The 15,692-nt window shown below is 74.0% G+C and carries 11 protein-coding genes and 2 pseudogenes; 6 read left to right on the top strand and 7 right to left on the bottom strand.

What is annotated here, in order from left to right:
* Window positions 1-86: 86 nt before the first annotated feature.
* From N866_RS04220 to N866_RS04205, 3 genes and pseudogenes are all read right to left on the bottom strand, one after another.
* Window positions 87-915 (bottom strand): annotated as a pseudogene (locus N866_RS04220) (IS5 family transposase).
* 97 nt (window positions 916-1,012) lie between these two features.
* Window positions 1,013-2,734, bottom strand: coding sequence for a carbohydrate-binding module family 20 domain-containing protein (locus tag N866_RS04210; RefSeq protein ID WP_034223083.1), 1,722 nt, complete (start codon window positions 2,732-2,734; stop codon window positions 1,013-1,015).
* A gap of 404 nt (window positions 2,735-3,138) precedes the next feature.
* Window positions 3,139-3,795 carry a mycothiol-dependent nitroreductase Rv2466c family protein gene (locus N866_RS04205; protein ID WP_081802311.1) on the bottom strand — a complete coding sequence of 219 codons (657 nt, stop codon included), beginning with the start codon at window positions 3,793-3,795 and terminating at the stop codon, window positions 3,139-3,141.
* Between the two features lie 204 nt (window positions 3,796-3,999).
* On the opposite strand from N866_RS04205, the gene pepN reads away from it, so the two are divergent.
* On the top strand, window positions 4,000-6,576 hold the full coding sequence (pepN, locus tag N866_RS04200; protein WP_034223080.1) for an aminopeptidase N: 2,577 nt from the start codon (window positions 4,000-4,002) through the stop codon (window positions 6,574-6,576).
* A gap of 120 nt (window positions 6,577-6,696) precedes the next feature.
* Here pepN and malQ read toward each other — a convergent pair whose 3' ends face one another.
* Window positions 6,697-8,850 (bottom strand): 4-alpha-glucanotransferase, encoded by a 2,154-nt coding sequence (gene malQ, locus N866_RS04195; RefSeq protein WP_034223077.1) that lies wholly within the window; start codon window positions 8,848-8,850, stop codon window positions 6,697-6,699.
* Window positions 8,851-8,992: 142 nt separating this feature from the next.
* Between malQ and N866_RS04190 the strand changes: the two genes are divergently transcribed.
* Window positions 8,993-9,997 (top strand): mechanosensitive ion channel family protein, encoded by a 1,005-nt coding sequence (locus tag N866_RS04190; RefSeq protein ID WP_052022366.1) that lies wholly within the window; start codon window positions 8,993-8,995, stop codon window positions 9,995-9,997.
* A 26-nt stretch (window positions 9,998-10,023) separates the two neighbouring features.
* On the opposite strand, the gene N866_RS04185 is transcribed toward N866_RS04190, so the two are convergent.
* Entirely contained in the window at window positions 10,024-10,254 is a 231-nt protein-coding gene (locus N866_RS04185; RefSeq protein ID WP_034223075.1) for a PTS sugar transporter subunit IIB, read from the bottom strand.
* 202 nt (window positions 10,255-10,456) lie between these two features.
* Between N866_RS04185 and N866_RS04180 the strand changes: the two genes are divergently transcribed.
* From N866_RS04180 to N866_RS04165, 4 genes are all read left to right on the top strand, one after another.
* Window positions 10,457-10,822 carry a globin gene (locus tag N866_RS04180; RefSeq protein ID WP_034223121.1) on the top strand — a complete coding sequence of 122 codons (366 nt, stop codon included), beginning with the start codon at window positions 10,457-10,459 and terminating at the stop codon, window positions 10,820-10,822.
* A complete protein-coding gene (locus N866_RS04175) occupies window positions 10,819-11,718 on the top strand; it encodes an acyl-CoA thioesterase (RefSeq protein WP_052022365.1) in 900 nt (299 codons plus the stop codon). Before N866_RS04180 ends, N866_RS04175 begins: the two co-directional genes overlap by 4 nt.
* Window positions 11,719-11,781: 63 nt before the next feature.
* Complete coding sequence (locus N866_RS04170; protein ID WP_034223072.1) at window positions 11,782-12,756, top strand: DNA topoisomerase IB; 975 nt, start codon at window positions 11,782-11,784, stop codon at window positions 12,754-12,756.
* Window positions 12,757-12,841: 85 nt separating this feature from the next.
* The gene (locus N866_RS04165; RefSeq protein ID WP_034223069.1) at window positions 12,842-14,380 is read left to right on the top strand and encodes an SDR family oxidoreductase; all 1,539 of its coding nucleotides are present in this window, start codon (window positions 12,842-12,844) and stop codon (window positions 14,378-14,380) included.
* Window positions 14,381-14,433: 53 nt separating this feature from the next.
* Here N866_RS04165 and N866_RS04160 read toward each other — a convergent pair whose 3' ends face one another.
* Together N866_RS04160 and N866_RS21280 are read right to left on the bottom strand one after the other, a co-directional pair.
* On the bottom strand, window positions 14,434-14,922 hold the full coding sequence (locus N866_RS04160; RefSeq protein ID WP_034223066.1) for an acyl-CoA thioesterase: 489 nt from the start codon (window positions 14,920-14,922) through the stop codon (window positions 14,434-14,436).
* A gap of 64 nt (window positions 14,923-14,986) precedes the next feature.
* Window positions 14,987-15,692: pseudogene (locus tag N866_RS21280) on the bottom strand (GTP-binding protein HSR1); the annotation flags it as partial.

The following is a 15,692-nucleotide window of genomic DNA, read 5'->3' as shown; positions in this document are numbered from 1 at the left end:
CGTGGGCGGGGGGCGAGGGGTGGGCGGTGCGCTCCAGGTCACGCCCACCCCCCGCCGTTCAGGGGACCCCGGCTAGGGCGTGTCTCCTATGTTCGGAGCCAGGTGATGATGGCGGCGAGGACGACGGCGCCGCGGTAGGTGATGGCGTGCTTGTCGTAGCGGGTGGCCAGGCCGCGCCACTGCTTGAGCAGGCAGAAGGCGCGTTCGACGACGTTGCGGCCCTTGTATCGGTCGGTGTCGTAGGTGACCGGGCGCCCACCGGCGGAGCCGCGGCGCTTGCGGTGGCCCTGCTGGTCGCGGGGCTCGGGGATGACCGAGACGATGCCGCGGCGGCGCAGCTCGGCTCGGATCGCCCGGGAGGAGTACGCCTTGTCCGCCAGGACCGCGTCGGGCCGGGTGCGGGGCCGGCCCGGGCCCAGACGCGGGACCCGGATGGTGTCCAGCACCGGTAGGCACATCGGGGCGTCACCGCCTTGACCTGGCCCGATGAGCACTGCGAGCGGTCGGCCCTTGCCGTCCACGGCGTGGTGGATCTTGGTGGACAGTCCGCCGCGGGAGCGGCCGATCGCGTGGTCAGCCGGCTCCGTGCGCAGATTCGTGTGATTCGCCAGGTCCCCCTGTGGCCCTGGGCAGGGTCGTCGCGTGCTGATGAGCGCGGTTGATCGTGGAGTCGATGCTGACCGCCCAGTCGATCTCCCCGGCGGCGTCGGCCTGGGCCAGCAGCACCGTGAAGATCTTGTCCCAGGTGCCGTCCCGGGAGAACCGGGTGTGGCGCTTCCACAGCGTCTGCCACGGCCCGTACCGCTCGGGCACGTCCCGCCACGCGCACCCCGTCCGGAACCGGAACACGATGCCCTCGACCACCTGCCGGTGATCGCGGTACGGCCGCGAACGGCCCTTGACCTGCGGCATCATCGGCGCGATCCGCGCCCACTGGGCATCACTGAGCTCCGCTGCACGACTCACCCGATCAGCATCGCCGCAACCCCACGCCCATCTTTGGAGACACGCCCTAGTTGCGCCAGGCGTCGTTGAGCGTCAGCGTCCCGGTCGAGGGCGCGGTGGCCACCCGGTTCACCCCGCTCTCCCAGACGACGTTGCCGCTGCCGTCGACCTTGACGTACTTGTACTCGACGCGCGTCCCGGCGGGGAACGCGACGCCGGCACGCCACACCGGGTAGGCGGCGGAGGACAGCGGCACGCCGGCCGCGGCGTTCCACGACCCGAGCGACGGGTGGTTCCCGACGACCCGGACGTTCTGCCCGTACACGGTGGTGGCGTTGACGCCGAAGGAGATCGTCGTCTGCGTCGTCGGCGTCGTCGTGCTGGCGCCCGCCTTGGCGTTGACGTGCAGCGCGAGCGGGGTGTTGGCGTTCACGGTGGCCGTGAACTGCCCGGACGCGTTGACGGTGATGCTGCGGCCGGAGCACCCGGTGCTCGTGGGCAGGCCCTGCGCGACGTCGCAGTACGTGCCCGCGGGCAGCGACGTCTGGAAGGTGCGGCTCAGCGCGGCGCCCTCACGGTTGATGACGACGTAGCCCTTGGCGCCACGGCCGAAGGCGATCTGGTTGTTCCCGTTGGTCCACCAGTTGCCGACGGCGGCGCCGGCGGTGGCGTTGCGGAAGCCGACCATGTTCTCGATCTCGCGCCAGTCGTGCTGGCACCGCCAGCCGTTGCTGTAGCACGTGGGCGCCGGGACCGTGCCCGTGCCGGCGCCGGGAGGGCCCGCGTCCTTGTTGGTGAAGGAGTAGCCGGAGTGGACGCTCGGGCTGCCGTAGGGCCAGGCCAGCATGAAGACGTTGGCGAGGGTGTAGGTCGACGCGTAGGTCTGGTTCAGCGTCTCGCCGTTGCGCTCGGTGTCGTGGTTGTCGACGAACACCCCCGCGCTGCCCGACGGCATGAGGCCCCACGCCTCGCCGAAGTTGCTCAGCCAGGACAGCTGGCCGCCGTTGAAGACGCGCTTGAGCTCCCGGGCGTAGTCGAACTCGTGGACGTCGGAGATGTACGTGTAGTCCGTGTCCTTGATCGGCTCGCTGGCAGCGCCGATGACCTCCTGCACCATGTAGACGTTCGGGTTCGTCAGGCGGCTCTTGATGTTGGCGATGTCCGCGGCGGGGATGTGCTTGGCCGCGTCGACGCGGAAGCCGGTGACGCCGAGCGAGATCAGGTCGTTCATGTACGCGGCGATCCGCCCGCGCACGTAGTCGGACTCGGTCTTGAGGTCCGCCAGGTTGACCAGGTTGCAGTTCTGGACCTCCCACGCGTTGCCGTAGTTCGTGATGTCACGCCGGCAGTCGTGGAAGTCCTGCGACCCGTAGGTGCCCGGGTAGCTGTAGTGCTGGAAGACCGTCCCGGCCCACCCCGTGCCGCCGGCGCTCTGACCGGACATGTGGTTGATGACGACGTCCGCGATCACCTGGACGCCGGCGTTCTTGCAGGTCTGCACCATCGACGCGAACTGCGCACGCGTGCCGAAGCGGCTCTCGATCTTGTAGGACACGGGCTGGTAGTTGGTCCACCACTGCGTGCCCTGCACGTGCTCCTGCGGCGGCGACGTCTGTACGTAGCCGTAGCCCGCCGGGCCCAGGTTGTTCGTGCACTCGCGCGCGATCGCGGTCCACGGCCACTGGAACATGACCGCGGTCACGCTCTTGCTCGCCGGCGTGGCGGCGACGGCCGGCTCGGCGGCCAGCGGCGCCGCCGTCAGCCCGGCCGCGAGCGCAGTCGTGGCCATGGCTGCGCTGAGGAGTGCTGCCAGCGAGCGGCGAGCCCGTGGCGCCCGGCGCGCCCCCGCGCGCCGGAGGGGGGACGTGTCCCTCATGTGTGTTCGGTCCATTCGGGTCGGCCGGGTCGTCGATGACCCGGTGACGGACAGCCGCCGCATCGGTGCGACGGCCTCGGATGGAGCGCAATGCAACGGGATGAAAAACCTCCCGCAACAACCTGGAAGGGTTGCAACGGTAGGTCCGTCCGGGTGACAGCGCAAGAGGTCCGACGGCACCTCTCAGGGGCGCTCGGCCAGGTGGGGGCGCAGGTGGGGACGATTCGGCGCAGAACGGACGACGCCGCCACCGGTCAGCCGGTGGCGGCGTCGTCGACGTCCTCGAGCAGCGCCTCGGGGGGCGCTGGGACGGCCCGTCAGTCGAGCACGGGTCCCTGGGTCCGGGTCCGCTTGAGCTCGTAGAAGCCGGGCACCTGGGTCATGAGCACGAGCCCGTCCCACAGGCGCAGCGCATCCTCGCCCCGGGGGGCGGGGGTCACGACCGGCCCGAAGTACGCGACGCCCTCGACGGCGACGACGGGCGTGCCCACCTCGTCACCGACGAGGTCGATGGCCCGCTGGTGCGACGCCCGGAGCTCCTCGTCGTGGGCGTCGTCGTCCGCGGCGTCGAGCAGCTCTGCCGGCAGCCCCACCTCCGCGAGGGACTCGGCGAGCACGGCGCGGAGGTCGTCCTTGCGCCCCCCCGGGTGCAGCCGCGTGCCGATCGCGTCGTACAGCGGCTTGACGACGTCCTCGCCGTGGGCGAGCCGTGCCGCGGTGATCACCCGGACGGGTCGCCAGGCCTGGTCCATGAGCTGCCGGTAGCCGTCCGGGAGGTCCCGGCCCTCGTTGAGCACCGAGAGGCTCATGACGTGCCAGTGCAGGTCGACGGGGCGGTGCTCCGCGACCTCCGTCATCCACCGCGACGTCATCCAGGCCCACGGGCACATGGGGTCGAACCAGAAGTCGGCGCGCACGGCGCGCTCGCCGTCGGGGGCGGTCTCCTGCGTGGGGGCGTCAGCCGTGGTGGTCATCGTTCTCCTCGGTGTCGGTGGGTGCCGGGTGGGTGCCCGGGTGCCGGTGGGTGCCGGCCGGTGCCGGTGCCGGTCGTGCGTCGGGTCCACCAGGATCAACGGCACACGGCCGTCCGCATTCCCCGCGGCCGACCCCCGGTGCGCCCCGGACCTGCGTGGGAGGATTCCCCGGACGTCACACCCCTGACCCGAGGAGCACCTGCTGTGCCCGCTGAGAACCTGACCCGTGCCGAGGCCCGCGAGCGCGCCGCGCTCGTCGACGTGCACTCCTACGACATCGCCCTGGACCTCACGACCGGTCCGGAGACGTTCGCCTCGACCACGGTCGTCCGCTTCGCCGCCACCCCGGGCGCAGCGACCTTCCTGGACCTCATCGCCCCGACCGTGCACGAGGTCGTGCTCAACGGCCGGTCCCTGGACGTGGCCGCCGTCGTCGCCGACTCCCGGATCGCCCTGGACGGCCTGGAGGCGGAGAACGAGCTCCGCGTCGTGGCCGACTGCGCCTACATGAACACCGGCGAGGGCCTGCACCGCTTCGTCGACCCCGTCGACCAGGAGGTGTACCTCTACTCCCAGTTCGAGGTCGCCGACTCCCGGCGCGTCTTCGCGGTGTTCGAGCAGCCGGACCTCAAGGCGACCTTCGCCTTCACGGTCACGGCCCCCGCGCACTGGACGGTCGTCTCCAACTCCCCGACCCCGGAGCCCGTGCCGCTGCCCGACGGCGCTCCGGCCGCCCGCTGGGAGTTCGCCCCCACCCCTCGCCTGTCCAGCTACGTCACCGCCGTGGTCGCCGGTCCGTACCACCGGGTCGACGGCTCGCTGACGAGCGCGGACGGCCGCGAGATCCCGCTGGGCGTCCTGTGCCGCGCGTCGCTGGCCCAGTACCTGGACGCCGACAACATCCTGGACATCACGCGCGCCGGGTTCGCGTTCTACGAGGAGCGCTTCGCGCTGGCCTACCCGTTCGCGAAGTACGACCAGATCTTCGTGCCGGAGTTCAACGCGGGCGCGATGGAGAACGCCGGCGCCGTCACCTTCCTGGAGAACTACGTCTTCCGCTCCAAGGTGCCGGAGGCGACCGTCGAGCGCCGCGCCGTGACGATCCTGCACGAGCTCGCCCACATGTGGTTCGGCGACCTCGTGACCATGCGCTGGTGGGACGACCTGTGGCTCAACGAGTCCTTCGCGGAGTACGCCTCCACCCTCGCCACCGCCGAGGCCACGCAGTGGCGCCAGGCCTGGACCACGTTCGCCTCGCTGGAGAAGTCGTGGGCCTACCGCCAGGACCAGCTGCCGTCCACGCACCCCATCGTCGCGGACATCCGTGACCTCGAGGACGTGGAGGTCAACTTCGACGGCATCACGTACGCCAAGGGGGCCTCGGTCCTCCGGCAGCTCGTGGCGTGGGTCGGGGAGGAGCAGTTCTTCGCCGGCGTGCGCGCCTACTTCCAGCGTCACGCGTGGGGCAACACCGAGCTGGCCGACCTGCTCACCGAGCTCGAGGCCACGAGCGGGCGTGACCTCGGGACGTGGTCGCAGCAGTGGCTCCAGCAGGCCGGCGTGACCCTCCTGCGGCCGGCCGTGGAGACCGACGAGGACGGCGTGATCACGGCCTTCGCGATCACCCAGGAGGCGCCGGCGGACCACCCCCACCTGCGCCCCCACCGCCTCGCCGTCGGCGGGTACGACCTGGTGGAGCAGCCGGACGGCAGCGTCCAGCTCGAGCGCACGCTCCGGGTCGAGCTCGACGTCGACGGCGCGCGCACCGAGGTCCCGGAGCTGGTCGGGCAGGAGCGTCCGGCGCTGCTGCTCGTCAACGACGACGACCTGGCCTACGCCAAGGTGCGCCTGGACGAGCAGTCCCTCGCCGCCGCGACCGAGCACCTGCACGCCTTCACCAGCTCCCTGCCGCGCACCCTCGTGTGGGCGGCGGCGTGGGACATGACCCGGGACGGCGAGCTCGCCGCGCGGGACTTCGTGGACCTCGTCCTGGCCAACATCGCCCACGAGACCGACTCCTCGGTGGTGCTCGTGCTCCTGCGCCAGCTCACCATGACGCTCGACCTCTACGTGGCCCCCGAGCACCGGGCGGAGGCCGCGGCAGCGGCGGCCGAACGGCTGTGGGAGCTGGCGTCGGGCGCGGCGGAGGGCAGCGACCTGCAGCTGCAGCTCGCGAAGGCGTTCGCCGCCCGGGCGACGACGGCCGAGCAGCTCGACCGGGTCCTCGGTCTCGTGGACGGGACGACGGCGCTCGGTGGCCTGAGCATCGACACGGACCTGCGCTGGGAGCTGCTCACCTCGCTCGCGGCCGGCGGCCGCGCCGACGAGGCGCGCATCGCCGAGCAGCTCGCCTCCGACGCCACGGCCACGGGCGAGCGCGCCGCCGCCGCGGCGCGGGCCGCCCTGCCGACGCCCGAGGCGAAGGCGGCGGCGTGGGACGCCGTCGTCGAGCGGGGGGACCTGGCCAACGCCCTGCAGACGTCGACGATCGCGGGCTTCGGGCGCGTGCACGACCGCGCGCTGCTCGAGCCGTACGTCGACCGCTACTTCGACGCGATCGAGGAGGTCTGGACGTCGCGGACGAACGAGATCGCCCAGAACGTCGTCGTCGGGCTCTACCCCTCGCTGCTGGCGGGCACGGACGTGGACGTCCTCGGCCGCACGGACGCCTGGCTCGACCAGGCCGGCGACCGCCACCCGGCCCTGCGCCGGCTCGTGGTGGAGTCCCGGGACGGGGTGCGCCGCGCGCTGGCCGCGCAGGAGCGCGACCGGGCCCGCTGACCGGCTGACGCGACCCCCGGACGGCGGCACCGGTCAGGAGCGCCGCCGTCCGCGGGGACGCACGACGAGGCCCCCGGAGCGTGGCTCCGGGGGCCTCGTCGTGCCCGGTGCGCGTGGGGCTCAGGTCGCGGGGACGACCTCGTGCGCGATGGCGTCGTTGACCGCGACCACGAGCGAGCGCAGCCGCGGGTTGTCGAACAGGTCGTCGACCGTGACCAGCCGCTGCGCGGAGTCCGCCAGCGGGACCTTCCAGTTGGGGTACTCGGTGTCCGTCCCCGGCTGGTTCTGGGCCCGTCGCTCCCCCACCGCGTCGGCCAGCGAGACGCCGACCAGCACCGAGGGCGAGGCCAGCACGAGCCGGTGCAGCGCCTCGACCAGCTCCCGCTCCGACGGGTCCGCTCCGACGAGACCCCGCGACGTCAGGACGTCGACCATCTGCTGCCGCTCCTGGGCTGCGGCCCGTCGGACCACCTCGACCGGCTCGGTGAGCAGACCCAGCCGGTCCCGCAGGTCGACGTGCTCCCCCGCCAGGTACCCCGCGGTCGGGGGCAGGTCGTGCGTGGTCACCGTCGCCAGGGCGAGGGGCCGGTACTTCTCGGGCGCCATGAGCCGGTCGCCCTCGTACTCGAACCACAGCACCGAGGTCCCGAGGATGCCCCGCTCCGTGAGGTAGGTCCGCACCCACGGCTCGAACACCCCCAGGTCCTCGCCGATCACGACGGCGCCCGCGCGCTGGGCCTCCAGGCAGAGGATGCCGATGAGGGCCTCGTGGTCGTAGCGGACGTACGCCCCGTCCTGGGCCCCGGCGCCGGAGGGGATCCACCACAGCCGGAACAGGCCCAGCACGTGGTCGATGCGGATCGCGCCGGCGTGCCGCAGGATCGTCCGGAGCATGTCCCGGTAGGGCCGGTACGCGGCGCGGGCGAGGCCGTCGGGACGCCACGGCGGCTGCGACCAGTCCTGGCCCTGCTGGTTGTACATGTCCGGCGGCGCACCGACCGAGACGCCCTGGGCCAGGACGTCCCGCATGGCCCAGGCGTCGGCACCCTCCGGGTGCACGCCGACCGCGAGGTCGTGCATGATCCCGATCCGCATGCCGCCCTCGACCGCGGCGCGCTGGGCATCGGCGAGCTGCTCGTCCGCGACCCACTGGAGCCAGCAGTGGAACTGGATCCGGTCCGCGAGCTTCTCCCGCAGCCCCTTGACGAGCTCCGACCCGCGGTCGTCGGCCGCGGCGGGCCACGTGCGGCCCTCGAAGTGCTCGGCCAGGGCGCACCAGGTCGCGAAGTCCTCCAGCCCCTGGCCCTCGAGCTCCTTGTACTGCTCGAACGCCGCCTGCCGGGCGGCCGACCGGGGGGCGGCGTGCACGACCTCGAGCGCCACCTTCTTCGCGCCCCACACGGTGTCGCGGTCGATCGGGCCGTCGTCGCTCAACGGACGCGCGACCTCGGCCTGCCACTCGACGAGCGAGCGCTCCGCCACGGGCAGGTACGCCGTCTCGGGGATGTCCTCGACGCGCAGGTAGACCGGGTTCACGAAGCGCCGGGTCACCGGGAGGTACGGCGACGGCGTCATGCGCGAGCCGGGCTCGGCGGCGTGCAGCGGGTTGATGAGCAGGAAGTCCGCCCCGCACCGGCGGCCGGCCATCCAGCCCATCTCCCGCAGGTCGGCGAGGTCGCCGAGCCCCCACGAGCGCTCCGACCGCACGGAGTACAGCTGGGTCATGAGGCCCCAGCCGCGACGCTCCGCCAGCCCGTGGCCGAGCTCCAGACGGTCCGGCACGACGACGAGCGTGGAGCGGCCGGTGCCGTCGGGCGACTGGGCCACGAGGTCGTGCCAGCCGAGCGGGAGGTCCGCCGGGACCACGAAGGTGGCGCGGCCCACGACGCGGCCGTCCACCGTGCGCGGCGCCACGTACGCGTCGGACTGCACCAGCTCGCGGTGCCCCGCGCCGTCCTCCAGCTCGACGCGGACGGTCACCGGCTGGCCGTCCGCGACGTGGGCTGGCACCTCCGTGGGGCTGCCCGCCCGCACCACGACGACGGGCGGCAGGACCCGCCGCCACGGGTCGTCGTCGGCGTTCTCCAGCGCGAGGCCGACCCGCTCGGGCGTCGAGGCGTCGACACCCAGCGCGGCGAGGACGGCGACCATGGTCTTCTCGGAGACGAACCGGTGCTGACCGTCGAACCCCCAGAAGTCGGGGACGACCCCGTGGCGGGCCGCCAGCTCCAGGAGCGGCGTCGGCAGGGGCGAGGCGTCGTGGTTCTCAGGCACGCGACGATCCTGCCAGAGCGCGGCCCTCGGGACCGGCCGCTCGCGCCGCGCGCCGTCGCCGGGTGTGAGGAGGTCGTGAGGGTCCGCCCCGCGGGACGGCCTCCGTCCGGGTGAGGACGGAACCTCTCGTTAACCTGGCGTCGTGCGACCGATCTTCGTCGAGCCCGACCCGAGCCCGTCCCCCGGACTGGAGGACATCCGGGAGGAGGGCGACCAGCTCCTGACCTGGGTCCTCGGCGCCCCGCTGCAGAGCCTGGTGGCCGTCCTCGTCGGGGTCCTCCTGCTCGCCGCCCTGCGGTGGACCATTGCCCGGGCGGTGCGGTCCGTGATCGACGGCGGCGCGCGGGTGCGGTCGCACACGCGCCGGCTGCTCATGAAGACGAAGGTGCCCGTGCCCGGGGAGGACTCCGACCCGCTGGCGGTCGCCCGCCGGGTGCAGCGGGCCGAGACGATGGGCTCGGTCCTGCGCTCGGTCGCAGGCATCGTGGTGACGATCCTGGTCGTCACGGCGCTCGCGGAGATCAACGACTGGAACCTGGGCCCGCTGCTCGCGTCGGCCGGCGTGGTCGGCGTGGCCCTGGGCTTCGGCGCCCAGACGCTCGTCAAGGACTTCCTGGCCGGGATCTTCATGCTCGTCGAGGACCAGTACGGCGTCGGGGACGTCGTGGACCTCGGTGAGGCGATCGGCACGGTCGAGGCGGTGGGGCTGCGCGTGACGCAGGTCCGCGACCTCAGCGGCACGCTCTGGTACGTGCGCAACGGCGAGATCCTGCGCGTCGGCAACATGACGCAGGGCTGGTCCAAGGCGCTGGTGGAGGTCACCGTGCCGCCCGACGCCGACGTGGAGCACGCCGCCGCGCTGCTCACCCGGGCCGCGCAGGAGGTGGCGGCGACGCGTCCGGCCGAGGTGCTCGGCGAGCCCGAGGTGACGGGCTACGAGTCCCTCTCCGCGGAGTCGGTGATGGTGCGGATGACGCTCAAGGTCGCGCCCGCGAAGCAGTGGGCGATCCAGCGCGAGGTGCGGGCCCGGGTCCGCGAGCTGTTCGTCGAGGAGGGTGTCGGGCTCGCCCTGCCCCGCCAGATGCTCGTCGAGCGTGCGGCGCCCGCTGCGACCACCCCCGCGAAGGACGACGCCGGCGAGGGCTGACTGGTCCGGGCCGGTCCGGAGTGCCGTCAGCGCAGGCTGTCGATGTCCGCGGCGAGCGTGTCCGCCTCGGGCCCGACGACGACCTGCACGATCCGCCCGGACCGCACGACGCCGAACGCCCCGGACTCCCGCAGCGCCGGCTCGTCGACCAGTGCCGGGTCCTTGAGCTCCACGCGCAGCCGGGTGATGCACGGCTCGAGGTCGACGACGTTGCCGTCCCCGCCGAGCGCCGCGAGGATCTGCTCGGCCTTGGTCATCGAGGTCGCCTCCCGTCGGCACGTCCTGGTTCCCCCGCCGCGACCACACTAGTCCTGCGTGGGAGAGGATGGGGCCGTGCCCGACCGTGAACCGCTCCCGCTCCGCGTCACCGAGCCGAGCCCCGCGGCGGGGGCACCGGCGCCGACCGCCCACTCCGGGCGCGAGGGCCGCGCCGCACCCGCCGACAGCTTCTACGAGCTCGTGGGCGGCGAGCCGACCTTCCGCCGCCTCGTGGCCCGGTTCTACGAGCTCGTGGCGACGGACGACCTCCTGCGACCCATGTACCCGGAGGAGGACCTCGGCCCGGCGGAGGACCGCCTGCGGACGTTCCTCGAGCAGTACTGGGGCGGGCCGACGACGTACTCCGACCAGCGCGGCCACCCGCGCCTGCGGATGCGCCACGCGCCCTACCCGGTGAGCCCGGCCGCGCGGGACCGCTGGTTGCAGCACATGCGCACGGCGCTCGGTGAGCTGCACCTGGCGCCCCTGCCGCACGCGACCCTGTGGGACTACCTGGAGCGCGCCGCCCACGCCATGGTCAACACCTTCGACGAGGGAGCCCGATGACGACCGACCACCGCCTCGCCCGGACGCCGGAGTCGCCCGAGCGCGCCCTGCAGCGGGTCCTGGACGTCCTGGACCTCCGGGCCGCCGACGACGGCACGTTCGTCGGCGGCAGCCTGCCGAAGCCCGGCGGGCGGGTGTTCGGCGGGCAGGTGCTCGCGCAGTGCGTCCTGGCGGCGGCGCGCACCGTGGACCCGGACCGGCTCCCCCACTCCGTGCACGGGTACTTCCTGCGCCCCGGCGACGTGACCAAGCCGATCACCTTCGCCGTCGAGAACCTCCGCGACGGCCGCTCCTTCAGCGCCCGCCGCACGCACGCGCTCCAGGACGGCGTGCCGATCCTGTCGATGACGACGTCGTTCCAGGTGGACCAGCCGGGGCTGGACCACACCGACACCCCGCCGCCGTCGGTGCCGGGCCCGGACAAGGTCCCCAGCGCCCTGCAGGTGCTCGCCGGCATCGACCACCCCATGGCCGACTTCTGGACGCAGGCCGCGGCGTTCGACCTGCGGCACGTCGAGGACGCCCTGTACCTGCAGCCCGGCCCGATGGCGAGCGGTCACCAGCTGGTCTGGATGAAGGCCCGCGCGCCGCTGCCCGACGACCAGGTGCTGCACCGCGCGCTCCTGGCCTACGCGTGCGACCAGGTGCTGCTCGAGCCGGTGCTGCGCCGGCACGGGCTGAGCTGGGCGAGCCCCGGCCTGTCCATGGCGAGCCTGGACCACGCGATGTGGTGGCACCGTCCGGTCCGCGCCGACGAGTGGCTCCTGTACGTGCAGTCGACCCCCAGTGCGCACGGCGGACGCGGTCTCGGCGCCGCCCGCGTCTACCGCCAGGACGGCACGCTCGTGGCGACCATGGCGCAGGAGGGCATGGTCCGCACGCCGCTGGACGACTGAGCCGCGGCCGGCGTCGTCGTCGTTCGCCGCGACGGCGCCCGCGCCGGACCGCACACTGCTGCCATGCCCCGGCTGCGCAGGTCCCGCCCCGGCGGCCCCGGCTGGACCCGCCGCAGGCAGGGTCGCGGGGTCGTCTACCTCGACGAGCACGGCGTCCGGATCACCGACCCGGACGCGATCGCGCGCTGCACCGAGCTCGTCATCCCTCCGGCGTGGACCGACGTGTGGATCTGCCCGTGGGAGAACGGCCACATCCAGGCGCTCGGCACCGACGACGCCGGGCGCCGCCAGTACCTGTACCACCCGCAGTGGCGCCTGCGGCAGGACCGCCGCAAGCACGAGCACGTCGTGCAGGTCGCGCGTCGCCTCCCGGCCGCCCGCCGCACGGTGCGCGAGCACCTGGCGCTGCCCGGGATGCCGCGCGAGAAGGTGCTGGCGCTCGCCTTCCGCCTCCTGGACGACGCCTACTTCCGTGCCGGGGGCGAGGCCTACGCCCGGGACAACGGCAGCTACGGCCTCGCGACCGTCCGCCGCGACCACGTCCGGCTGCACAAGGACGGCGTCAGCTTCTGCTACCCCGCGAAGTCCGGTCAGGTCCGGGAGTCGCGGGTGGAGGACCGCGCCGTCCTGGGTCCCGTCCGGGCACTGCGCGACCGCGACGACGACAGCGAGGAGCTGCTCGCCTGGCAGGACGACGCAGGGGCGTGGCACGACGTGACCACGGCCGACATCGTGCAGTACGTCAAGGAGCGGCTGGGTCCCGAGGCGCGGCCGAAGGACTTCCGCACGTGGCACGCCACCGTGCTGGCCGCGGCGGGCCTCGCCGACGCCGGGACGCCGTCGAGCGAGCGCGCCCGACGCCGGGCGGTCACGCAGGTGGTGAAGGAGGTCTCCGACGAGCTCGGCAACACCCCCGCGGTGTGCCGGGCGTCGTACATCGACCCGCGGCTGGTGGACCTGTGGGAGCGCGGTTCGACGATCGGCCGGCGCCGCACCCGGGCCGCGGCGGAGCGCGCGACCCTCGCGCTGCTCGCCTGACCGTCTGAGAGGTCCCTGACCCCCGCCCGCCACCGCGCACCGTCCCGGTCGACGTCGGGCGGTGGCGCGCACCTAGTCTGGCGCGATGGGAGCCCTCGTCGCGGTCACGGGTGTCACCGGCTACGTCGGCGGCCGGCTGGTCCCGGAGCTGCTCGCCGCGGGCTTCCGCGTGCGGGCGGTCGCCCGGAACCCGGCCCGCCTGCGGGGCCGGCCGTGGTTCGACGACGTCGAGACGGCGGCCGCCGACGCCACCCGCCTGGAGGAGATCCGCGCAGCGCTCGACGGCGTCGAGGTCGCCTACTACCTCATCCACTCCCTCGGGACGGGCCAGCGGTTCGCGCGGCGGGACCGGCTCGCGGCACTGACCTTCGCGCGCGCCGCCCGCGACGCGGGGGTGCAGCGGATCGTCTACCTCGGCGGCCTGCACCCCGAGGAGGAGGGGCTCTCCCCGCACCTGGAGTCCCGCCGCGAGGTCGAGGACATCCTGCTCGCGTCGGGGGTGCCGACGACGGTGCTGCGGGCCGCCGTGATCCTCGGCTCGGGTTCCGCGTCGTTCGAGATGATGCGCTACCTCACCGAGCGGCTGCCCGCGATGACGACGCCGCGCTGGGTCGACAACCGCATCCAGCCGATCGCGATCCGCGACGTGCTGCGCTACCTCGTCGGCAGCGCGACGATGCCCGCCGAGGTGAGCCGCGCGTTCGACATCGGCGGGCCGGAGGTCCTGACGTACCGGGACATGATGCAGCGCTACGCCGCGGTGGCGGGGCTGCGTCGACGCATCATCGTGGGGGTCGGCGTCCTCTCCCCACGCCTGTCGAGCTTGTGGGTCTCGCTGGTGACGCCCGTCCCCGCCTCGATCGCCCGGCCCCTGGTGGAGTCCCTCGTGCACGAGGTCGTCTGCCAGGAGCACGACATCGCCCGGTGGGTCCCCGACCCGCCCGCGGGACTGGTCCCCTTCGACGAGGCGGTGCGCCTGGCGCTCCAGCGCATCCAGGACGCGGAGGTCGTGACGCGCTGGTCCTCGGCGTCGGTGCCCGGCGCACCGAGCGACCCGCTGCCGAGCGACCCCGACTGGGCCGGCGGCTCGCTGTACCGGGACCGTCGGCGCACCGAGGTCGCCGCACCGCCCGCCGTGCTGTGGCAGGTGCTGGAGAGCATCGGCGGGGAGTCCGGCTGGTACTCCTGGCCGCTGGCATGGCGCGTGCGCGGGGTGCTGGACCGCTTCTGGGGCGGACCGGGGCTGCGGCGCGGGCGGCGGGACCCGCTGCGGCTGCTCGTCGACGACGCGGTGGACTTCTGGCGCGTCGAGGAGGTGCAGGCGGGCCGGCTGCTCCGGCTCCGGGCGGAGATGCGGGTGCCCGGCCTGGCCTGGCTCGAGCTGGGCGTCGAGCCGGCGGAGGGCGGGGCGGACGGGATGGGCGGGGCTGACGGGGCCGACGGGGCTGACGGGGCACAGCGGTGCGTCATGACGCAGCTCGCCACCTTCCACCCCCAGGGCCTGCTCGGGCACCTGTACTGGTGGGCGGTCACGCCGTTCCACGGCGTCGTCTTCGGCGGGATGCAGCGGGGCATCCGGGAGGAGGCCGAGCGGCGGGCCGCCCGCGGGAGTGTCGTGCGGTGACCCGGCGGTGAGCGGGGCGGTGCCCGCCGTACCGCTGCGCCCGCAGCGCCGCCTCAGCTCCCGGGGCGCCGCCGCAGAGCAGGAGGGTCGCCCAGGTACCGGCCCCAGACCGCCCGCTCGTCGTCCGTCAGGCGGCGCGGCCGCTGGGTCGCGGCATCGATGAGCACGAGGGTCGTGACGGCACGCGCGTAGACCTGGCGCGGCTCCTCCTCGCCGCTGGTGATCTCGTAGCAGACGTCGATGCTCGCCCCGCCGAGGTGGCCCAGCCACATCTCGACCACGGCGGGCTCGCGTCGGTACGGCAGCGGCACGAGGTACTCGATCTCCGAGCGGGCGACCAGGGTGTGCGTCGACGCCGTCGGACCCGCGTCCAGGACGGCCGTCGGCACGCCGAGGTCGGCGGAGCCCTCGACCGTTCCGGGGTGGCGCCAGAAGGCCGCGATCCGCGCCTCCTCGAGGAGCCGGAGCATCGCGACGTTGTTGACGTGGCCGTAGGCGTCCAGGTCCCCCCAGCGCAGCGGGACGGGCACGTGCAGCCTCACGGGTCCTCCTTCGCCGCCGGGGACGGCTGGTCGTCGGTGCGCCCGTCGATGCGGGCGACGTCCGTCAGCGGGACCGGGCGCGCCGCCCGGCCTCGGCCGCGGCGGTCGTCGCGTCGGCGTGGCAGACCGCCATCCTGCCGAGGACATCGCCGACCGGCTCCACGACCCGCCGGTCGGCGACGACACCGACCGCGTCGTGCAGCCGCGCCGTCGCCCGCGCCGCCTGCCGCCGAGCCCCGACACCGACCGCCACCCGCGCGACCAGCGCGACGAGCAGACCCGCGACGGCGCCGCCCAGCAGCCCGACCGTCGGCCAGGGGACCGTGCCCCAGACGGGCGGCTCCGGCGCCGGCAGCTGGAGGTAGGCGAGCACGCCGAGCGCGACGAGCCAGAGCCCGCCCGCCACGAGCACGGCCAGCAGGAGCCACTGGAGCGCCCCGACCGCCCCCCACCAGCGGGGGTGTCGGGCCGGGAGGACCGGTGTGGCGGAGACCGCGTGGTCCAGGGCGTCCGCGAGCCCGTCGACGTCGGGGGCCGAGCGCGCGTGCAGCACCCAGGGGTCGGGAGCGCCGGCTGCGGCCTGGTCGACGTAGGTCCGCACGGCTCCGCGGGCCCGCGCCTCCTCGGCCGGACCGGGGGGCGGCAGCGACGAGCGCACCACCTCGGCGTCGGGGTCCTGGGCGTCCCCCGCCCGGGTGCGTCCCAGGTGCAGCCGGCGCAGCGGGTCCGGTCGGAACCGCGCCAGCCAGCGCGTCGGCGGCCAGCCCGTG

It is taken from the genome of Actinotalea ferrariae CF5-4 (assembly GCF_000603945.1).
In the GTDB taxonomy this organism is placed as follows: Bacteria; Actinomycetota; Actinomycetes; order Actinomycetales; family Cellulomonadaceae; genus Actinotalea; species Actinotalea ferrariae.
The sequence above is the reverse complement of the archived record's forward strand: the minus strand, read 5'-3'. Positions and strand labels throughout refer to the sequence as shown.